This window comes from Pontibacter sp. BAB1700 (genome assembly GCF_000277005.1).
Lineage (GTDB): Bacteria > Bacteroidota > Bacteroidia > Cytophagales > Hymenobacteraceae > Pontibacter > Pontibacter lucknowensis.
This window is the reverse complement of sequence record NZ_AKIS01000136.1, coordinates 1-20244: the sequence shown is the minus strand read 5'-3', so window position 1 is coordinate 20244 and position 20244 is coordinate 1. Positions and strand designations below refer to the sequence as shown.

The 20244-nt window shown below is 50.1% G+C and carries 24 protein-coding genes and 1 pseudogene; 5 read left to right on the top strand and 20 right to left on the bottom strand.

Features of this window, described 5'->3' with window-relative positions; genetic code table 11:
* Positions 1–2: 2 nt before the first annotated feature.
* Positions 3–1064, top strand: a complete 1062-nt coding sequence (locus O71_RS15830) for a response regulator (RefSeq protein ID WP_007658680.1) — start codon at positions 3–5, stop codon at positions 1062–1064.
* A gap of 89 nt (positions 1065–1153) precedes the next feature.
* Positions 1154–2419 carry a glutamyl-tRNA reductase gene (hemA, locus tag O71_RS15825; protein WP_007658679.1) on the top strand — a complete coding sequence of 422 codons (1266 nt, stop codon included), beginning with the start codon at positions 1154–1156 and terminating at the stop codon, positions 2417–2419.
* A gap of 105 nt (positions 2420–2524) precedes the next feature.
* Here hemA and O71_RS15820 read toward each other — a convergent pair whose 3' ends face one another.
* Genes O71_RS15820 through O71_RS27465 form a run of 4 tightly spaced genes read right to left on the bottom strand, consistent with a single transcriptional unit; the run spans position 2525 to position 3868 of the window.
* Positions 2525–2779, bottom strand: coding sequence for a hypothetical protein (locus O71_RS15820; RefSeq protein ID WP_192811697.1), 255 nt, complete (start codon positions 2777–2779; stop codon positions 2525–2527).
* Positions 2770–3138, bottom strand: a complete 369-nt coding sequence (locus O71_RS15815) for a carboxypeptidase-like regulatory domain-containing protein (protein ID WP_007658674.1) — start codon at positions 3136–3138, stop codon at positions 2770–2772. Before O71_RS15815 ends, O71_RS15820 begins: the two co-directional genes overlap by 10 nt.
* A 23-nt stretch (positions 3139–3161) precedes the next feature.
* Entirely contained in the window at positions 3162–3437 is a 276-nt protein-coding gene (locus tag O71_RS15810) for a hypothetical protein (RefSeq protein WP_071530895.1), read from the bottom strand.
* Entirely contained in the window at positions 3419–3868 is a 450-nt protein-coding gene (locus O71_RS27465) for a hypothetical protein (RefSeq protein WP_369750971.1), read from the bottom strand. The genes O71_RS15810 and O71_RS27465 overlap by 19 nt, the downstream gene beginning before the upstream one ends.
* Here O71_RS27465 and O71_RS25845 point away from each other — a divergent pair.
* Complete coding sequence (locus tag O71_RS25845; RefSeq protein ID WP_007658671.1) at positions 3752–3991, top strand: hypothetical protein; 240 nt, start codon at positions 3752–3754, stop codon at positions 3989–3991. The two genes, O71_RS27465 and O71_RS25845, sit on opposite strands and share 117 nt — an antisense overlap.
* A 241-nt stretch (positions 3992–4232) precedes the next feature.
* Here the strand turns inward: O71_RS25845 and O71_RS15800 are convergent, their stop codons facing one another.
* Positions 4233–4547: a putative quinol monooxygenase gene (locus O71_RS15800; RefSeq protein WP_007658670.1), complete on the bottom strand. Its 315-nt coding sequence runs from the start codon at positions 4545–4547 to the stop codon at positions 4233–4235.
* A gap of 229 nt (positions 4548–4776) precedes the next feature.
* Here O71_RS15800 and O71_RS15795 point away from each other — a divergent pair, with 229 nt between their 5' ends.
* Positions 4777–6060, top strand: coding sequence for a serine hydrolase (locus O71_RS15795; RefSeq protein WP_237717875.1), 1284 nt, complete (start codon positions 4777–4779; stop codon positions 6058–6060).
* A 150-nt stretch (positions 6061–6210) separates the two neighbouring features.
* On the opposite strand, the gene O71_RS25840 is transcribed toward O71_RS15795, so the two are convergent.
* The 5 genes from O71_RS25840 to O71_RS25835 are packed head-to-tail and all read right to left on the bottom strand — an operon-like array spanning position 6211 to position 10682.
* On the bottom strand, positions 6211–6456 hold the full coding sequence (locus O71_RS25840) for a SusD/RagB family nutrient-binding outer membrane lipoprotein (protein ID WP_237717874.1): 246 nt from the start codon (positions 6454–6456) through the stop codon (positions 6211–6213).
* 2 nt (positions 6457–6458) lie between these two features.
* Positions 6459–6707 carry a SusD/RagB family nutrient-binding outer membrane lipoprotein gene (locus O71_RS26615; RefSeq protein ID WP_255345404.1) on the bottom strand — a complete coding sequence of 83 codons (249 nt, stop codon included), beginning with the start codon at positions 6705–6707 and terminating at the stop codon, positions 6459–6461.
* Positions 6647–7639 carry a SusD/RagB family nutrient-binding outer membrane lipoprotein gene (locus O71_RS15790; protein ID WP_255345403.1) on the bottom strand — a complete coding sequence of 331 codons (993 nt, stop codon included), beginning with the start codon at positions 7637–7639 and terminating at the stop codon, positions 6647–6649. Before O71_RS15790 ends, O71_RS26615 begins: the two co-directional genes overlap by 61 nt.
* Before the next feature lie 14 nt (positions 7640–7653).
* The gene (locus tag O71_RS15785; protein ID WP_237717873.1) at positions 7654–9888 is read right to left on the bottom strand and encodes a SusC/RagA family TonB-linked outer membrane protein; all 2235 of its coding nucleotides are present in this window, start codon (positions 9886–9888) and stop codon (positions 7654–7656) included.
* Positions 9873–10682 carry a TonB-dependent receptor plug domain-containing protein gene (locus tag O71_RS25835; protein WP_237717872.1) on the bottom strand — a complete coding sequence of 270 codons (810 nt, stop codon included), beginning with the start codon at positions 10680–10682 and terminating at the stop codon, positions 9873–9875. Before O71_RS25835 ends, O71_RS15785 begins: the two co-directional genes overlap by 16 nt.
* Before the next feature lie 739 nt (positions 10683–11421).
* On the opposite strand from O71_RS25835, the gene O71_RS26610 reads away from it, so the two are divergent.
* Entirely contained in the window at positions 11422–11547 is a 126-nt protein-coding gene (locus O71_RS26610; protein WP_255345402.1) for a hypothetical protein, read from the top strand.
* 63 nt (positions 11548–11610) lie between these two features.
* Here O71_RS26610 and O71_RS15780 read toward each other — a convergent pair whose 3' ends face one another.
* The 10 genes and pseudogenes from O71_RS15780 to O71_RS24365 all read right to left on the bottom strand — a co-directional run.
* Complete coding sequence (locus tag O71_RS15780) at positions 11611–12240, bottom strand: hypothetical protein (RefSeq protein WP_007658666.1); 630 nt, start codon at positions 12238–12240, stop codon at positions 11611–11613.
* Positions 12241–12560: 320 nt separating this feature from the next.
* A complete protein-coding gene (locus O71_RS15775; RefSeq protein WP_040574421.1) occupies positions 12561–14681 on the bottom strand; it encodes an ABC transporter substrate-binding protein in 2121 nt (706 codons plus the stop codon).
* A gap of 104 nt (positions 14682–14785) precedes the next feature.
* On the bottom strand, positions 14786–15148 hold the full coding sequence (locus tag O71_RS15770) for a DUF1622 domain-containing protein (protein ID WP_007658663.1): 363 nt from the start codon (positions 15146–15148) through the stop codon (positions 14786–14788).
* A gap of 20 nt (positions 15149–15168) precedes the next feature.
* Positions 15169–15942, bottom strand: a complete 774-nt coding sequence (locus O71_RS15765) for an MBL fold metallo-hydrolase (RefSeq protein WP_007658661.1) — start codon at positions 15940–15942, stop codon at positions 15169–15171.
* 80 nt (positions 15943–16022) lie between these two features.
* Positions 16023–17393, bottom strand: coding sequence for an amidohydrolase family protein (locus O71_RS15760; RefSeq protein ID WP_007658659.1), 1371 nt, complete (start codon positions 17391–17393; stop codon positions 16023–16025).
* A 183-nt stretch (positions 17394–17576) separates the two neighbouring features.
* Positions 17577–17750, bottom strand: coding sequence for a hypothetical protein (locus tag O71_RS27460; RefSeq protein ID WP_369750970.1), 174 nt, complete (start codon positions 17748–17750; stop codon positions 17577–17579).
* Between the two features lie 3 nt (positions 17751–17753).
* Positions 17754–17885: pseudogene (locus O71_RS27455) on the bottom strand (ATP-binding cassette domain-containing protein); the annotation flags it as partial.
* A 14-nt stretch (positions 17886–17899) separates the two neighbouring features.
* The gene (locus O71_RS27450) at positions 17900–18271 is read right to left on the bottom strand and encodes an ATP-binding cassette domain-containing protein (protein WP_369750969.1); all 372 of its coding nucleotides are present in this window, start codon (positions 18269–18271) and stop codon (positions 17900–17902) included.
* 54 nt (positions 18272–18325) lie between these two features.
* The gene (locus tag O71_RS15750) at positions 18326–19801 is read right to left on the bottom strand and encodes a DUF5687 family protein (protein ID WP_071530893.1); all 1476 of its coding nucleotides are present in this window, start codon (positions 19799–19801) and stop codon (positions 18326–18328) included.
* Between the two features lie 81 nt (positions 19802–19882).
* Positions 19883–20244: hypothetical protein (locus tag O71_RS24365; protein ID WP_007658655.1), on the bottom strand; the 362-nt coding region annotated here is incomplete at its 5' end.

Below are 20244 nucleotides of genomic sequence, written 5' to 3'. Positions count from 1 at the left end.
GTATGAGAAAAATATTACTGATTGAAGATAACCAGGAGATCCGCGAGAATACCGCCGAGATCCTGTCGCTGGCCAACTACCAGGTCATCGAAGCACCTAATGGAAAGATAGGCGTGGACCTGGCCAAGAAGGAGCATCCCGACCTGATCATCTGCGACATCATGATGCCACAGCTCGATGGCTACGGGGTGCTGCACATGCTCAGCAAAAATCCGGAAACGGCCAGTATCCCCTTCGTCTTTTTGACGGCCAAGTCAGAGAAAGACGACTTCCGCAAAGGCATGAACCTAGGCGCCGACGACTACCTGACCAAGCCTTTTGATGACGTGGAGTTGCTCGACGTGGTAGAAATGCGCCTGAAGAAAAACGAGATCCTGAAAGCTGAATTTCAGCGTGACGTGCAGGGCATTGATAACTTCATACAGGAGGCAAAAGGTTATGAAGAGCTCAACAAGCTGATCTCCGAAAACCGTCGTGTGACGGTGTTCCGTAAGAAGCAGCATTTGTTCTCAGAGGGCAATTACCCGAGCAACCTCTACTTCCTTAACAAAGGCAAAATCAAGACATATAAGTCAAACGAAGAGGGACGTGAGTACATTACCAGCCTATACAAAGATGGTGATTTCATCGGCTACCTGGACCTGCTGGAGGAGAAGACCTACCGCGAATCGGCCATGGCGCTGGAGGACTCAGAGGTATACATCATCCCGCGTGAGGACTTCTATACCTTGCTCTACCAGAACCGCGACGTAGCAGGCAAGTTCATCAAGATACTGTCTGATAACCTGGCTGACCGTGAGGAGCGACTGCTGAAACTGGCCTACAACTCCGTACGCAAACGTGTGGCAGAGGCCCTGCTTTTTGTAGAAAAGCAGTATAAGGAAGACCCGAACTATAAGTCAGAAGTGTCGATCACCCGTGAGGACCTGGCCAGCATTGTAGGAGCCTCCAAAGAAACGGTGATCCGTACTCTGGCTGATTTCAAAGACGAAAACCTCATCGATACCCGCGGCAGCAAGATCACGATCCTGAACTCGCAGAAGCTGGAGCGGATGAGGAATTAAGGGTGACATTTCTCCTACACGAAAGTGACCAAAGTCATACTTTCCGACCCCAGCTTTTAAGACCTTTGCATTGTATCTGAGAGAAAGACATGCAAAATCAGTTTAAAGCCCTTACATTATCTTACAAGCAAGCACCCATTGCCGTACGTGAAGCCGTGTCGCTGAACGAAATCGGCTGCCGTAACCTGCTCGATAAGATCAGCGAGTTCACCAATGCGCAGGATGTCATGGTGCTTTCTACCTGCAACCGCACAGAGGTGTATTATTCTGCTGCGCAGGACCTGTCACGCGAGATCATCAAACTGATCGCGATTGAGAAGGGCTTTATCGCTACTAAAGAAATTGCATCTTATTTCCAGAACATCACCGATCACATGCAGGCGGTACAGCACCTGTTTTATGTGTCGCTGGGTCTGGAGTCGCAGGTAGTGGGCGATATGCAGATACTCAACCAGGTGAAAAAAGCCTACCAGTGGGCTGCTGATGCCGATATGGCCGGTCCGTTTCTGCACAGGCTGATGCACACCATCTTCTATACCAACAAGCAGGTATTCAACCAGACCGCCTTTTTTGACGGTGCCGCTTCGGTATCGTATGCCACGGTAGAGCTGGTAGAGGAGCTGACCAGAGGGATGGCTGATCCGCGTGTGCTGATGATCGGGGTAGGGGAGATCGGGGCCAATGTGTGCGACAACTTCGGCAAGTCGAAGATCAGCAATATCACCATCGCCAACCGAACACACCACAAAGCACTCGAGCTGGCTCAGAAGACCAATGCCCGTGCTATTTACTGGGAAAACGTTTGGGAAGAGATGGCCCAGGCAGATGTGGTGATCTCTTCTGTACCGGGTGACTGCTTCTTTATCGGACAGGCTGATATTGCGCAGCTAGGTGAAAATGCACCTCAGTTCTTTGTAGACTTGTCTATGCCGCGCAGCATCGACGCCGCCATTGAAGCTTTGCCAAATGCCAGGGTATACAACGTGGACAACATCCGTAACCGCGCCACCGAAGCGCTGACCATGCGTATGGCCGCTATACCGCAGGTAAAGGACATCATAGCAGAAGCCATGACTGAATTCAACGCCTGGACCCGTGAAATGGCCATGTCACCTGCTTTGCAGCAGTTCAAGAGCCGATTAGAGGAGATTCGTCAGCAGGAACTGGCCCGCTATACCAAGAAGCTGGGTGACAGCGAGAAAGAACTCGTAGAAGCGATCACTAAAAACATCCTGAACAAGATCGTGAAACTGCCTGCCCTGGAGCTGAAAGCAGCCTGCCAGCGTGGTGAATCAGAAGCACTGCTTGAAGGACTGAGTGCGCTCTTCAATCTGGAAGAAAAGCAGGAAGCCTAGGTTATACCTGTTAAGCTTCCGAATTAGTAGATAAACTTATTGAACAATGGCGAAACTCTCCCACTGGGGAGAGTTTTTGTTTTTATGGCTTCGCTTAAAGCAACACTAATAGTACTTGATCGGGATTGAAAACACTTTCAGAATATCCGGTACCCTGAAGCGTGCCTCACGCTGTCCCTGCTGTATTCCCTGACCGTACCTGTAATTTGCATCTGCATCCATAGCTGGCATGTCTGTAATGGACTTATAGACTACTGGTGGCGGAATAACGGGTAATTGCTCCGTAGGGTCTTGGGGGAGTTTAGTTCTTAGGACAGCCTGCTTCAGGTCATATTCCGTTGCCCATGGCATCACATCCACAGTGGTAGGGTATTGCGCCTTTCTTCCAGCCTGATGCTTAAGGTAAGACTACTCTCTTTGATGTTAGCAGGTATGGTCATGTATAGCTTTTCGAAGCCCAGCGCTGCAAACACCACCGTATCTCCTGCCACTACGGGCATCGAGAAATAACCACTTTTTCGGGTGTGCGTGCCTCTGGTAGTGCCCGGTACATACACCGCCACCCCTTCCAACTCCGTCAAGCTATCGCCTGCTACCACCCGACCGGAGAATTGCAGAATTTGCTTGTCTTTTATAAGACGCAACTGTGCCTCTGCCGCAAAGAACTGCATCCAGCAAAGTGCTGTCAGAAAGAGAACACGACCGGCTAGCTTTTTCATACAGCGTGGTTGAGCCCGGTGCCCTATTGTCTTACTGTCACGTAAGCCGCCAGCCGGCCTCCAACCCCTTTTTCCCAGTCTCCCAGGCTGGCTTTTCTGGAATAGAAGCTGCCGCCCAGTGCTGCGCCGTAAATGAAAATGTACTTTTCGTGATTGCTGTATTCGGGTAGGTATTCTATACCTAAAAAGAAGTCCTCATCCACTACCAGGCCATATTGCTCGAGCGGAACAGTGACCCAGCCTTTTGTAAGCGGCAACCGCCTGATGATGCTTTTCTCGATCAGACGCTCACCCGGCATACCTGCTTCGTTTTTATACAGGTTGATGCGGAAGGAAGCGGAGTCGCGTTTGATGCTGCGCAGGTATACCGTGGCCGATAAGATCTCAGATGTTTTATTGTTGAGGTTGATGAATTTGCCCAGCTCCGAAATGTCTTCTGAGTGCACTGTTTCAGCTGAACCATACAGGAGAGGGTTGCGCGAAGTAGTGCCAAATTTCTTGACCTTAGCAGCCTTGTTGCTGATGACAATTTCCCGGAGCGCCGTGTTTTTTCAGAGAGCTCAAAAGCAGTCAGGCCACCGGAGAGTATGCTTGAAATGGGCAGGGAAAGCTCATGGTACCCAATGGCCGAAAACGTGAGGGTGTCGTGGCGGTACTCCTCTTTCAGGTTGAGCGTAAAGCTGCCATCCGGTCTACTGGCGGTGCCCAGGTTCTTTTTCTTGATACCGATGTTCGCATATGGTATAGCCTCTTGCTGCGCAGCGTTTGTGACCGTTCCGCTTATCTGAAGACCCTGGCCAAAAGAGATACTGGCCATGAAAAGGAAAAAGAAAGTGATGAGCAGACGGCTTAGTTTGTTCTTGGGCATAGCTTGAATCTTTTGATAGTTTTGGTGAGGCTATACCTTGTTTAGGTATAGTTGCTATCAGGAAGATTCCATATCTATAACATAGGTTGCAAGTCATAGAACAAATTTCTCACGGTGTATCTACATTCGGTTAGACATAAATGAATTTGAAATGCTGAGTCGCTTTATCAGCAATTACTCTAGAGGATACTCGTCTTATATACCTAGTGTCGATGCCTCAGGTATCTCAATCAGGTAAACCCGCTCCACCCAGTACCTCCAATACCTGTCCTTTTTCTGGTCTGCCAGCCAGTAGCGGCATGGCCTGGCCGATCAGCTCTTTCACGCCAGCCACTTGCAGGGAGTTGTCGTGGTCCTCTTTGCTGTCCCATACTTCCGTCACCCATACCCCATCTGGGGTCTCCTGATCCTGACTTACCAGGTATAGGAGGCAACCCTTTGCTGTGGAAACCAATTGAGCGGCTTGTAAAAGTATTGCAGCAAGCTTGTCGCCGTTTCCGGCTGTTGCCTGTAGTTTTCCGTGCAGACCGTATTTGTTCATGGATGTGGATTTAAGATGAAGGTATGTTTCAACTGATACTATGCCATCGGGTTTGATTTGGGAGGTATAGCGTTACAATATAGAAAATTCCCGATGTATTTGTTGACCTGAAGTATAGGAGGTAAAAACTAAAATGCCTTTTCTGAGAACTTAGTTTAATTTATACCTGAAATGTAGGACAAACCGGGAAAAGCTGCTTATTTTAACCTTAACCCGATCACCTCCTGCCATGAAAAAGACACCCCTTAATTCGATGCGCAAGTTGGCGCTATACCTGAGTTTGGTCGGAAGTATCTCCGTGGCTTCCTGCGCTGGCAGTAAGCAGGGAGCAAGCAGACAAACTAATATGATCGAAAAAATTCTTGCGGCACAGCCCGAGCGGTTCAAAAGCATTCTCGATAATCCGGACCATTACCGGTTGCAGATCCTCTATACCCAGATCGACCGCGACGAGCAGAACCAGCCGCACTTCACCTCCTATACCTACCGCGTCAATCCGCAGGAGTATTTCTACCCGGCAAGTACGGTGAAACTGGCAGGAGCCATTACAGCGCTGGAGAAGCTCAATGAACTGGGTATAAACGGCCTGGACAAGTACACGCCCCTGCAAGTGGACAGTGCCTATGCCGGTCAGAGCACGGTGCAGGGCGACAGTACTTCAGCGGATGGACAGGCTACCATTGCACACTACATCAAAAAGCTGTTTCTGGTGAGCGACAACGATGCCTACAACCGCCTCTATGAATTTGTGGGGCAGCAGCAACTGAACCAGTCGTTGCATGAAAAGGGTTTTAAAGACGTGCAGCTTGTACATCGCCTCAGTATCTTTTTGAGTGCAGACGAGAACCGGCATACCAATCCGTTCCGGTTTTACAAAGACGGGCAGTTGATCTACGAACAGCCCTTGGCTAATAACCCAACTCCATTCACGCAGGCAAAGTTTGGGGGCATGCTGGGCAAGGGACACATAGTGGACGACAAGCTGGTAGATGGGCCTATGGACTTCAGTGTCAAAAATTACATTTCATTGGAGGCTCTGCAAGGCATACTCAAGACTGTACTGTTTCCGGAGGCAGTGCCGGCGGAGCAGCGCTTTAACCTGACCGATGAGGACTATACCTTCCTTTACAAGTATATGAGCATGTTGCCCCGTGAGAGCGACTACCCAAGTTACGACCCGAAGGAGTTTCCGGATGGCTACGTGAAATTTCTGATGTATGGCAACTCAAAAGAGCGTATACCTGAAAACATCCGCATCTTCAACAAGATCGGCAATGCCTATGGCTTCCTGATTGACAATGCCTATATCGTGGATTTTGACAAGCAAGTGGAGTTCATGCTCTCGGCAGTCATACTTGTAAATGAAAACGGGATATTCAACGACGGCAAGTACGAGTATGAAACCGTTGGTTACCCCTTCATGCAGAATCTGGGTCGTGCCTTCTACGAGCACGAACTAAAGCGAAAAAAGCAGTATCTCCCTAACCTGGATAAGTTTAAGCTGCAGTACTGACAGGCTATATCTGATCCTGTCAGTTATATACAGAACATTTATATACAGAAAAACTGCAGCCGATCTGGATGAATCGGCTGCAGTTTTTTATCTTGTAGTAGAAGAAGTTAAGTAAATCTTAAACTCCTAAATTCCCAAACTCCTAAACTTCTACTGGTCCCACCAAAGTGGTTCTGACAAGGCAGGAGTGTTCGGTGTATTCGGATTCTTGCTGGATTCACCCTGCGGATAAGCGACTCTGCGGATAAAAGTGGTCAGTTCAGCATTGGCAGGAAGGTCGAAGTCAGCGTACTGGTAATCGTAGCGCCGGGCATCCGTCCAGGCTTCGGCATTGAGGTACGTCACAACGTATTTCTCCTTGAAAATCAAATCAAGCGTTAGGTTGGCGGCTCCCACAGCTACGGCAGGTTGTTAAGGTAAGCATTACGCTCGCCCTCCGGCACACCCAGCTTATTCATATGCGCTGTTATCCCTGCTAAGTAAGCAGCGTAGGCCCGTTCGCGGTTGCCGGCTCTGAAAGCGGCTTCGGCCTCGATGAACTTCATCTCGGCATACGAAGCGATGGTGATGGGCGAAGTTTCTCCCGTCAGTGGGGAAGTGATGGAGATATATACCTCATCACGATCCGTGTTACTTCTTGTACCCACGTTGCTACACCGTTTGGCGTGCCTATGTAAGGGTCTATTGAAAATTTAGGGTCAGTCGGTTCGGTAATGCGTGGTAAGCGTGGGTCAAATACGCCATATGTCGTGCCGTTGAGGTGGTCTACGAACTGCTCCGACAGCCAGCCGCCCAATACCAGTTGCGTGTTGCTAATTGCTACCTGGGCCCAGGGGTTGCGTACTTCAAACACCTCCATCTCCGCATCATCAGCATTGGACTGGTAAGAGTTGTCGACGGCAGTCAGTACGGCAGTAGGGTCGTAGCTGGGAAGCTTGCTGACTTTATTGAGCATGCGTGCCTTAAAGGCATTGGCCGTGCGAATCCATTGCGTCTTATTTCCACCGTGTATCAGGTCATCCGCTGCCCTCAGCGGGATGCGTGAATCTGTTTTATTCAATTCCGCTATACCTTCGTCGAGCAGGCGCAGGGCTTCAGCATACAGGTCCTGCGAGGAATCAAACCGAGGTGTGAGGGTTGTGTTGTCGAAAGCCTGCGTATATGGGGCATCGCCCCAGTGGTCAACGATCAGGTTGAGGTGATAGGCCATCATGATGTTGGCAACGCCCACATAGTCGGTAGCGCCTTCTTCCATTCCTTTCTGCTTCATGTCCTGGATGTCAGCCATGGCCAGATAGATCGCATCCCAGGTGCCGGTGAGGTCCACCTCCTGGTAGGTATCGGTGGCGTTGCCGGCAACCGGACTGGCCAGGTACTGCACGTAAAAAGCAGTAGTGGCGGCTATGCGTTGGCTGTTCAGCCCGGTCTTGTGAGTGGTGGTGGAAAGCATGGCGTTCAGCGGCGGATTCGACACCAGGTTTGGATTTTCATGCAGGTCGAAGTAATCCTCGCAGCTTTGCAGGCTCAGCGATGCCCCTATCAGTGTGAAGGCAAGCGCAAATCTATATATCTTTCTCATGTTCGTTCCTCTTTTTAGAATCCTATATTCAGCGTAATCAGGTAGCTTCTCACGGCCGGGTATGTGAAACCGGCAAAACCAGTGACATTGCTACCACTTGGCGTGGAGCTGTTCTCAGGGTCAAAGCCAGAATATCTGGTCCAGAGCCACAGGTTGTTGCCGGTGAGTGCCACTGAGCTGTTTCGGATAAATATGTTTTCGAAGAGCCTGCTTGGCAGGGAGTAACTGAGGGTCAGGGAGCGTAACCTGATCCAGGAGGCGTCTTCCACAAAGTTTTCGGAAACGCCGCGGTGGAAGCGGCGGTAAAAACCGTCACCGTAGTCTACGCCATCAGGTCCTACGCCTTGTCCGAGCCATACCTGTTTTGTGTTAGGTGTTCCGTCTGCCAGCACACCTTCAAAAACCCTGAAATCCTCTCTGTCTTCTGTATAATCAGCTATACCAAACGCAGAGAAGAAGTTGCCCATCTGGTTGTATTTCTCGTGTCCCCACTGGGCATCAAACAAGCTTGTCAGGCTCAGACCTTTGTAACTAAAGGTGTTCGTAAAACCACCAATCCAGTCAGGCATGGAATTGCCCAGGATCTTCTGGCTGGTAAGCGGCGCACGTACCGGAAAGCCATTCTCACCGATCACGATTGGCCGGTCCTTGTCAATAAACAGCGGATCCTCTTCAGTCCCACCGTAATAGCGCTGCCAGTGTGAACCATAGATATTACCATATGGCTGACCGGGTATCAATTTCATAGTAACCGTGGAACCTACATAACCGAACTGGGAGGCGTATGTAATCTCCTCGAGTCCTTCCCGTATGCTCAGGATCTTGTTGCGGTTTGCGGAGAAAATCAGTTTGGAATCCCATGTGAAATCCTGCGTTTGAACAGGCACGGCGTTCAAAACGATCTCCACACCCTTGTTGCGCATTTCACCGGAGTTCACGGCAGCGCGCACATAACCTGTTGTAGAGGCGACGGCAATGTTGATAATCTGGTCTTTGCTAAGTGAGTAATAATAAGTGAAGTCAAAACCCAGGCGATTGTTCAGAAACGACATCTCCAGACCAGCTTCATAAGTGTCGGTAAATTCGGGGCGCAGATCCACATTGCCCAGCAGCGCAGCGCGTGTAAAACCAGTGTTTCCTGTCGGCAGACCTGTGTAGGAAGCGAAACCGGATGAAGTGGCATATTCCTCCGCATCCTTACCTATCTGCGCATACGACAACCTCAACTTAGTTTGGTTGATGAAAGAAGGCAGCTCCATATGCTCAGAGAACACATAGCTCAGGCTTGCAGAAGGGTAGAAGAATGAGTTATTCGGTTTTCGCAGGGTAGAGGTGATGTCGTTGCGGCCGGTCAGTGTCAGGAAAAGGAAGTCCCGGTAGTCGACAGAGGCCTCTGCGAACAAGCCCATCAGGCGGTATTCCCTTAAATCCTGAGTAGAGGTAAGCAGACGTGCGTTTGGCAGGAAGAACCAGTCGTGCACCGTCAGCTCATTGCCGAATACCCCGAAGCTTTTGACTCTTCTGTCGTACAACTCGTGCCCCAGGCGCAGGGTAGCGTTAAAGTCTTCTCCAAAACTTCTGTTCGCGGATGCCAGGAAAGTGGAGTTGATAGCACGGAACTTGGTGGTATACTCCCCTACGAAGCCTTGTCCGTTGTCTTCGTACACACGCTCCCCCGCCACACCCAAGGGGCCCGGAGCCGTTCGTGTGCGGTCATCGTTGTAGGTGTCCAAACCGATGCGGTAGGTCAGGTCAAGCCAACTGGTGGGAGTGTAGCCAAAGCTCAGGCCACCTATGAATCTGTTTACGTCATCTTCCAGTCGGTTGGTCGCGGCTCCGTATATCGGGTTGTTGTTGCCGTAGGAGTTCATGGTGCCGTCCGGCTTCCGGTAATCCGTCACATCCCATCGGGGCGACCAGTAGCTCAGGCTCTCATTAAAGCGGTCGGCGTTGTAGCGGGCGCCCCCGGAATTCACATAGTTGAAGTTGGCGCCGGTTCTAAATTTATCGCTGATCTTCACTTCGGCGTTCAGGCGAGCCGAGGTATTGCTGAAGTCCGTGAATGGCAGCACTCCCTCATGTGTAAGGTGGGAGATAGAGGAAAGGAAGGTGATAGCCTCGGTACCGCCCGAAAAGGAAAGTGAGTTGCGGAACTGGTGTCCCATCTCGTAAGCGTCTTCAAAATGATTGTAGAGTCTTTCGGGGTGTGTCGGATCTAGCTGACGGGCTTGTTCTACACGGGGACCCACGATGGAAAGAAGTTTGTTGCGTCATATACGCCCCGGGTTCCCTGGCTATAGGTACTCTGCATATCCGGGAATTTGTTTACCTCTTCTATACCTGCTGTGCTGGTAAAATTCACGCGTAGCGAGCCCTGCTCACCCCGCTTGGTGGTAATAACCACGACACCATTAGCACCGCGCAAACCATACAGCGCTGTTGCGGCTCCACCCCGCAATACGTTGATACTCTCAATGTCATCGGGGTTGATGTCAGCGAGGCGGTTACTCATGCCCCTGAGTTCGGCACCGGCCCCCACAGTGGAGGTGGAGTTGTCCATCAGCACCCCATCAATCACAAAAAGCGGCTGGTTGTTACGGCCCACGTCAATCGAGTTGATGCCCCTGATCTGGATATTGGTGCCTTGCCCCGGTGCGCCGCCTGTGCTCGAAATAGTAGCGCCGGCTACTTTTCCCTGCAGGGCATTGAGTACGTTGGGCTGACGGTGCTGTGTCAACTCTTCCGATTGGACGGACTGCGCGGCATAGCCCAATGCCTTTGTCTCACGGGTAATGCCCAGCGCCGTCACCATCACTTCCCCGAGTTGCTGCGCATCAGTGTTGAGGGTCACATTGATCGTGGAATGGCTGCCTACTGTAATCTCTCTTGTCTGGTAGCCCAGAAAGCGGAAAACTAGGACTGCGCTGTTGTCGGGCACCTGGATCTGGTAACTGCCTTCGGAGTCTGTTGCTACACCGGTGGTGGTGCCTTTAACGGCCACACTTACCCCCGGCATGCCCTGGCCTGTGTCAGAGGCGGTCACACGGCCGCTGACTTGCCGCTGCTGTGCCCAGGCACCTGTGCACCAAGCACAAATAGCATCAACAAAATGAGTGTAAAGGTGTTCTTCATAAGTTTCTCATTTATTGCATTATAATATTTATTTAAAGCGCATCATCTGTCTGTTATCCAGCATAACGGGTGGTCTAAGTCATGATGAAGCTAGTCCGCTCATGAACTACAGGGTATTGCCTTGTAGGACGTGAACCTGCTGCTATATTCTGGCTTAGTGTCATCTGGTAGAGTGGAATAGAAGTAATGGTTAATGTATGTTATATGAATAATTTATAAAAAAAGTTGTCTTATCTGTGTGAAATACGCAGATATAGGAATAGCTGCTACTGGAAACTTGCTGCTAGCTGCAAGTTTTGAGTTTAATCCGATAAAGTTTGGCAGCTTAAATAGGAGGTGTGTTACTGGGGCTGTATGAAAGACCAAATTGGGATAGTACCAGTTTTTAAATAGGACCTACTACACCTCAAGGATAGCAGCGATGAGATATGCATTAGTATTACAAATAGATTTCCAGCTGACACATTGGACTTGACAAGCTGTGCCAACGGGTTATATGCTCCTTTGATCCTTTGCAAACTGGAGTGGTATCCGGGATTGGCTTATCGGTTTGAGTTATAAACACTTCGCTTGTTAGCGGGTACTAACCTTTTAAAATGGGGGAGTTTAAAGCAGGATGCCTTTTGTGCAGGTTTTACGTATAGAAGGGCATGGAGATCATCATCATCGCATCGGTACTCGCCCTTTATGCCGTTGGTTACTTCGTGTATTACATGTATGGTAGGGACAGAAAGAAAAAACGCAGGAAGAAGTTTTACGATCACTTCTGGCCATAAAAAAACAGGCTGCCCTTTGAAGTAGGACAGCCTGTTCTGCGTAGCGGCTTGATAGAAAGATGCTTATACGTGTACTTTCTTCTGTAGCACGGCAATCTGCTCGTTTAGTTCTGCAACAAGGTTCATCTCTGTCTGTAGCTCACGCTTGATCTTGATCTCACGCTCACGGGCATTCTTCTTGAAGTCTGCAAACTCACGGTCGATATCGTCAAACTCCTTCTTCTTCTGGTCTGTCACCTTTCTGCTGCTCTTGAACTGCGTATACACTACACCCAGCGCAATCAGTAGCAGGGCAATAATAGCTGTGTTGATGACCACGTATACCTGCTTGTGGATGGGAATGCCCAGTACATGCAGGTTGTTTACTGCATCTTCGCTCTGCTGCACGGCAGCTTCTTTTTGGGCGTTGTCAAGCTTCAGGGCTTCAATTTCCTTTTCCTGCTCGGTGATGCGCGCCTGTGCTGTTTCCAGGTCCTGGCGGGTGGCGTTCAGATCTTTCATCTGCTTCTGCTCCACTTCCTTGATGGTGGACTGCACACTTTGCCAGAATGAGTTAAGCAGGCCTACATTCACCACTTTATACTCCCTGTTGCCCTCCATGTAGGAATTGGACTTGCTCTTAAGATCGTTGAACTGTCCTGTCAAGGCAGTAGCTGACTTGTTCTCATCTTTAGCAGTTCCCTGCGCCTGCACTGCTTGTGCCGCTGTGTCAGCACGATCAATAAGGAAAGAAAGAATGCTTTCATGTTATTTTGAATAATGGTAAAAGTTGAATTGCGGTAAATATAAAAATAATATTTTTTTGAGAAAGTCGAATGCTTGATTTTGTGCTCCAAATCCAAAAACCTTTTTACACTAACTTTAAAAGTTTATTTTTTATTGCCAAAACTGACTCAAAAAGATAGGCCGTGTCATCTTGCAAATTCAGGAGGCGCACCGCCTTTACATTCCCGCTTAACACTCGCCGTTCCGGTAAAGTTCTGATTATTAGCGGCAATTAATCGATTGGGGCTCTACCACACTACCGCCAGGGTAAACACCAGCACGATGGCCGGAAAGATATAATGCTGGTAAACGCGTGCCAGGCGGCTTTCAGTGTTATATTTCTTGCGCTTAACAAACTGCAAAATGGAAGTGCCGATGAGGGAGGTGATCATCACATAAGTGAAGATAAAGATTTTGTCTGATACAGTAGCGTACTCCATCTCAGGTTTGTAAGCCGAGAAGTAGAGCGCTATGGATGCGAGCAGCGACGTGACCTGTATAGCCTCCTGTGTTTCGAAGCGGTGCAGCGGGATGAAAACCGAAAAATAGGTGATCGTCAGGATAACGAGGAGCGGGGTAAACACTTTCAGAAAGAAGTCGATGCGCGCCCTGGCAAGCACAAAGGTATAGTTGAACTTATAGAACGGAATAGTATGGCGCGAGGACTCAAAGGTGTTCACTGAACTGATGATGTCGTGATCGAAGCCAACATAGTGACTGTTGTAGTTCCAGCCTTTCACCTCAAACACCGTATCGCGGGAGGCAGGGTGGGAGGGTTGCACCAGAAAAGGCCTCAAAGCACTTGCTGGCTGAAATGAAATAGGAAAACGCTGGGTGTCAAAGGGGTATTGGCGCAGGTCAGGCTCAAAGATGAACTTGCCGGAAATTTTGTAGAGGTAGTTATACAGGGGGGTGACGCCCTCAAGTTGGCGCTGTCGCACCAGTTTGATATCCAGCAGGTAATTATGACTGATTTCACTGCGGGCGGCATTCGTAAAATCGAGTTGCTCTACCATGAAGCGCCCTGCCGATGTCACCTCCAGGTAAAAAGTAGCATAAAAGCTTCCATCCGTATCGCTTACCCTGTTAATCTGTACCAGGTCCATGTGGGTATAGAGCACTGGCACGTTACGCAGGGTATCATCCAGGTGCATGTACTGTCGAGGGGCCAGTATATGCTGCGACGTGTTAGGCGGTTTCCAGGCAAGCAGTACATCCCCAGCGATGGCTCTTTCAGGAGTAAAGTACCAGTCGTTGAACCAGCCCCTGTAAATGCGGCCTGCCCCAATATACTGCTGCATGCCCTGGTTAATACGTTCTCTGATGGGCAGGTCGGCACTGTCTGCCGTACCTGAAGACCGTGCCGCCTCCGCCAGTATACCTATACTATCCGCAAGGCGAGCGCCGAAGCTCAACTGTAGCTCCAGTGTTTGACCATACCTGATCTCCTTCTTAAAAGCCGGTACCTGCTCCTGTAGCCGCAGGTTGAAAGTGCCCGGTATACCTACCACGTTCAAGTCGTACAACTCGCCGGCTTCCTGTCCGTCAGCCTGTGACGCTACAAAGCCCAGGTCGCCCAGGGCTGTGTAGATGGGCATGGTCAGGCCGGCCTTCCGGAGCTCACGGACAAGATATGAGGTGATGCCACTCTCAAAAGATAGCACCAGAAAGTCAGCCTCATTGGAAAGCAGCGCCTGGCTAAGGGAATCGATGTCGGCAGGGGTATAGCGGTGTTCTCCCGCAAACCACTTTTCATGAACAAGCTTCATCTCTGGACTTAGGTCCGCTGTTTCCTGCATTTTTCTGAAAATGGCAATCGAGTACAGGTCCTCTGCCTTACCCACAAAAGCCGGACGGCGGTAAGCTGCAAGCAATTCATTGAAAACTGTGGCTAGGTCCACGATGCTGCGCTCGGCTGTGTACATGGTAGGGTAGGCGGTGAAGAGAGGTGTAAGGGCATAGCCACCGACAAAAGGTATACGGGCTGGCCCCACCAACTCGGATATAGCTTTGGAGCGGGTAGAACTCCAGCAGCCCACATAGCCGATCAGGCGCTTGTCGTCCATCGTTTCCCGCACTATTTCACGGGCTTTTTCAGAACTACCTTCGTCATCCAGGTACTTTACGCGCAATTCCCGACCCTGCACGCCTCCCTGTCTGTTTATTTGCTCCAGTTTTTTGCTGATGATCAGTTTGACAACATCCATATCACCGGGCGTGAGTTCGATCGTGTTGAGAATTACTCCTATCGTATAGTGACCACGCAGGCGGTCAAAGCTTGTAAAGTGTCGGAAGATGATATACAGGACTAACAAGACGCCTGCCAGCAGCACGACTGTTTGTTTGGGAGATGGGACTTTTGTGCGCATGCACAGCGATGAGAGAACCGATACAGGTATAACAGCAGGTATGGCATGGCGCGTGAGCCATGATCCGGGGAGTATGCTTTTATACGTAGTTTGGCGGCAGAATGCTAAAGCGGGTGTTCTGCCTCAGGTCTTCTGGGCTGCCAGGGAAAACGACCCTCGAGTTCTACCTGCAGGGAGAGGCTCAGGAATGTTCTGATCAGCACAATCAGGCCAAGCGTGACCACCCGATCCATGGAGGGCTCCGTGACTACAGTGGCGATGATATCGGCGGCCACCAGTATTTCAAGCCCCAGCAGGATAGCTTTGCCGAGTTCGTGGCGCAGCACTTTGTAAGAACGGCGGGAGTTGTGCCGCAGCGGAAAAATGAAGCGAAAGAGCGCAATGGCCGCCCCGCTCGCAATGATCAGGACGCCAATGGCTTCTATAACACGGGCAACATATTCAATGTACAGCCTGGATTCGTGCATGTAGTGGGAGAGTCGTTTTTTTACTTTTTTTCTGTTTCCGGGTACCAGTTGCGCAGGCGCACGTCTATATCCCGGTTACCTTCGTTTACTTTTCTTTTGAATGCCTCAACATCGCTCAGGCTATCCTGGCCCCGGTAATGGTAAGGGTATACGATAGCAGGTTTGAACTCGAGCACAGCAGAGGCAGCCTGGTCGATATCCATGGTATAAGGCAGGTTCATGCAGACAAATGCCACATCGATGTTGCGCAGGGCACGCATCTCCGGTATGTCTTCGGTGTCACCTGACAGGTATACGGTCTTGTCTGCAAACTCCAGCACATAGCCATTGCCCCGGCCTTTGGTGTGGCGGGAGTCCTCAGTTTCGGGAAGGTTATACATGGGGAGAGCTGCAATGGCAATACCGAGTTGCTGTATGTGTTCATTGTTACCCAGCACAACAGAACGCTTTTTAAAGTTTTCAGGTAATTTGTTGGCCACCGCCTGCGGCACTACAAAGGTCGCTTTGTCGGTATTGATAGCCTCTAAGGTTTTCAGATCGAGGTGGTCGCCGTGGATGTCGGTGATCAGGATCAGGTCAGGGGCGGCTATACCTTGGAATACTTCTGCTCCTCCGTAAGGATCGACATAGATCGTTTTGCCATCCCAGGTGAAAGCCAGTGTGCCATGCAAAATGGGCTGGATGGTAAGCGGACCTTTCTCGGTTTCGATCTGGTCTGTTGTTTCTGCTTGCTGGGCATGTGCTGCCACATACAGTAGCATACCTGTCAGTAGCAAAGTCAATTTTAATTTCATAGTCTTAGCTTTTGGATGATCATATTTTTTCAGTGTCGGATTGCTAACAAGCCAAATGGTGTTTGGTTACATCCGCTTGTTCACCTTGTCTTTTCCATCTTCTTCAGTTCCTGCTTTATATAGGTCTCGGGTAGATAGGTATGGCCAATCACTATACCTGCTATACGTTGGGTTTGGGAGATATCGTTGAGCGGGTTGCCATGGAGGAGAAGCATATCTGCAGTGGCTCCTACTTTCAGCACGCCTATATCGTCACGGTCGAAATACCTGCCGACATTGACCGTGCCCGTACGAAGCGCTTCGTATGGGCTGAGCCCTGCGGCTACCAGGTATTCGAGTTCCTGGTGCGTAGAGATGCCGGGCACGTTAAATACCTGCGGTGCATCACAGCCAAGCAGCAGGCCCACCTGGTTGTCGTTGCAGGCTTTGATCAGTTTCCGGCGGAGGTCCACATACCTGTTAATCGCTTCTGCATCGTAGCGTGGGTCTGCCATCAGCTTCTGTTTCGTAGCCACCCAGTTCTGTACGGTTTTAGGATTCATGTACTTCATTTCAGGCTTGTTGCCCAAGGTTTCAGGCGACTCTGCTGGTGACATCCAGCGTTCGGCGAGGGCCTGTGTGGGCACTACCCAGATGTTCTTCTCGCGCAAGGCAGTCATCAGTTTAGGTATACGTGTTGTATCTGCCTGGTCTGCAATGTACATGGCAAAGAGTCCGGCCTCCTGCTCAGGTATAGCCTCCAGGCCCGGCACGAGACTCTCCACAAAACCATCCATGTGGTCGATCGAAGCGTAGCCCGCCTCAACGGCACGCCAAACACCTACATCATAAGACACATGGCCGGCAAAAGGCATCCCGATCTGGTTTGCTGTGCTGGCGATAGCACCAAAGGTTTCGTTGTTAAGCCCGGGATGAAGTTTCAGAAAATCATAGCCCGCCTGCTTTTGCTGTCGCACCATCTCAGCACCGGCTCCCGGCGTTTTGACGCTGTTGCCATTCAGGGAGGGGCCGGAGGTATAAAACCTTGGCCCAAGCAGTTCACCGGACTGCAACTTGCTGCGCAGCTCCAGGTGGCGCGGGTGACCCAGCATTCCCCGGATGGTAGTAATGCCATGGAGAGTAAACAATTGAAGCACTTCTTTCATTGGCTCCAGGTCATCTACGGGGGGGACGTGCGCATGCATCTCAGCCAATCCTGGCATCAGGTATTTTCCTTTGCCGTCTACGATCAGCGCATTTTTACTATGCTCCACTTTTGAGGCGCTACCAATGGCAGTTATTTTTCCGTCTTTCACTACTACCGTCTGGTTTTCGATCACCCGCTCTTTGTCCATCGGTATCAGACTGACTCCCCGAAACACTACCTCCCGATCGCGGGAGCTAACAGGCTGCTGTGCCAGGGTCGGGTATAAGCTGACAATCAGAAACAGGAGTAGAAAGTATGCCTTCATAATAGAATATTATAACGGTTATATTTGTTTTGTTAAAGTCAAAGTTGGCTGATTTATATTGTCTGTATGCTTAAACGTAAAACAGGCTATTAAGTCGATATGTGTTCGGAGCAGCCTTCTCCAGAAAGCAAAAGCCACCTGATCCGGGATAGGTGGCTTTTAGTGTTGGCTATGATACTAGAATTAAACTGTAAAGTAGGCTTCCAAAGCCTGTAGGGTATTTTCGGTGGTCTGCATATCCTGCACAATCTGCCCTTTCTCCAATATGACAATGCGCTTGCATACCTCCGTCACGTGGTTAAGGTCGTGGCTGGAGATGAGCATGGTCATGCCGTGCTGTTCGTGCAGGTTGCGCAACAGGTTCTTCAGCCTGATCTGGGAGCTAGGGTCGAGGTTGGCGAATGGCTCATCGAGAATTAGGAGTTCAGGGTGGGAAAGGGCAGCTGCCGCTATACCTACCTTTTTCTGGTTACCTTTCGAAAAGTCGCGGATATACTTGCGCTGCTTCAGTACTTCGCCGTTGAACAGGTCAGTAAATGGCTGCAGCCGCTCCTGTATGTCGCCAGTGGATAGCCATGCAGGTCACCGATAAACTTAAAGTATTCTTCCGGCGTCAGGTAGTCTATCAGGAAACCCTCATCGAGGTGTGAACCGGTATAGTATTTCCAGGCGTCGGTGTGAGCCACGGGTATACCTTTGGAGGTAACTACGCCGTCTGTAGGGCGCACCAGGTCCAGCAGCATCCGGAACAAGGTGGTTTTGCCTGCCCCGTTGTTCCCCACCAAACCAATGGTTTCGCCGGGCGCAATGTACAGCGCAGGTATATTTACGACTGTGGCACTGCTATAGGACTTTACAAGATCTCTTACTTCAATCATATTCATTTCTTTTCAGGTATAGCTGATGTTTTCTTCTTCAGGTAAGGGTGGCGCTTAGTGTTGTCTGAAACCAGCTGCCAAAGTATACTTCCGGTCTTGAAGTCGTTTGGCCATCATGCTGAGCAGCTGGCGGTGGAAAACGATGCCAAGTGTACCGCTCAGCGCGATGGCGAAAATGCCCCATTGCGGTATGTCCATGAGCGAGAAAGGCAGGAAGATCGCAATCGGCCCGAGCACCATAGGCAGCATCATTACAAATCTGGAGGCTCCCACGCCTTGCCAGTTAAAGGCAGAACCATTGCTCAGGTCGAGCCGGTCTTTGTTGAGTGCTGCAAAGTAAAGCACCACAATGCTGTTCACCCCAATGTTAAAGAGGCAACTGGCCAGGTTAATGAGGAGTACTTTAGAGCCGAACAGCGCATAAGGGAGTGTCAGGACTGTGACAAGAAGAATAGAAGGCACAAACATCAGGTATTTGGCTTTCACATACTGGTACGTGGTGATGGGTCTGGTGAGCAGGGCATCGTAATGCGCGCTTTGCCAGGCTGGCACAAACTGACCGTAGTTGAACATCGGAGAGCCCGTCACAAAGATACCCACGAAAATAAGCATGCCCCAACCTTCCAGGTATACCTTGTTGGTGTAGAAGATAAGGCCATAAAACAGCAGAAAAGCGGAGATCATTACCATCGATTTTGGTCGCTTGTGACGCCAGATCAGTTTTAACTCCAGCGCGATCAACTTTCCGGTATCACCAAACCTGTTCAGGAAAGCCATATCATTGTCTTCCACTGTAGCTACTTTTTTAATAAAAATTTCTTCCGGGTACAGATGCTGCATCAGGAACCGGTAGTTGAGCAGGTACGTCCCCGCCAATCCAAGCACAGGCACAAACAGGAGCCAGGGCTGCTGCAACAAGGCGTCAAATGCGGCTACCGAAGCCTGACGCAATGACAGCAGCTGCAGGTAGTCAAGTAGTATGAGGCCACCGACCACCAGAGCGAGTATGAGCGTAAGCTTTGGGTTAGAGGTAAGCTGACGCTTAAAATAAATGAGGATGAAATTATTAATGAATGTGAGTAGCAGGAGAGCGGCCAGCCACACCAGCGCTATACCTGTGCCATGCACCGGTACCACCGCACGAAGCATAAATGGCACGAATACGAGCAGCATGAGCAGATTAAACACACTGGGTATGGAACGCAGTAGTACGAAGTGCACAAGTTTGTTCCGTTTCAGGGGCAGGTGCAGGAAAGGCTGAATGGCCAGTACGGGCAAGTCCTGCAGCATGAAGCGCGAAACCAGGTCTATCAGAAAGTAAAACAGCAGGAAGCTGTTGAACGACACAACAGGACTTTGGTCCGGATAAATCTCGGTAAGGAGTTTATGACTAAAGAAGCCAAGCGCAATAAAGATGAGCGCAAAGTAGACGATGAAAAAGCCGAGTATGATCTTTACCACCAGGCTTTTCTGGTAAGCTGGTGATCGACGGCTCTGCTTCCATTGCAGACTAAGGAGTGTTCCGAGCATAACTGTGCAAAAATATATGACTTACTAAATATTATAAAATATGCTCAGAATGCCAAACTAAATGCACTACATGCCTGAAAATTATTGGGCAGCTATGATGCTCACATTGATTTCGTCAATAGCATTTTCCTCCTCAGGGTCATAGATCACTTTATCAATCACAATACTATTGCCTTCCTCCGTGCTTAACAGAATATCGATAAATTCTCCTACGCCAAAGCTGCCTAAGGGGGCATCATGCATGCGGGCGTAAATGATAGCGTCAGGAGAGAAGTATTTCAGGATTTGTGCGCGCCAACGGTCGCGTACCTGCAGGGGAATCTCCTCGTTGAGCAAGCCGTTCAGGTAACCTTCCAGACTGGTGGGCTGTGGGTAGGCCGGTTGCACCGATCGTGATGAGGCAGGTTTGGTAGTAGTCGGGGTTTGTTGTGTCTTGGTACGGG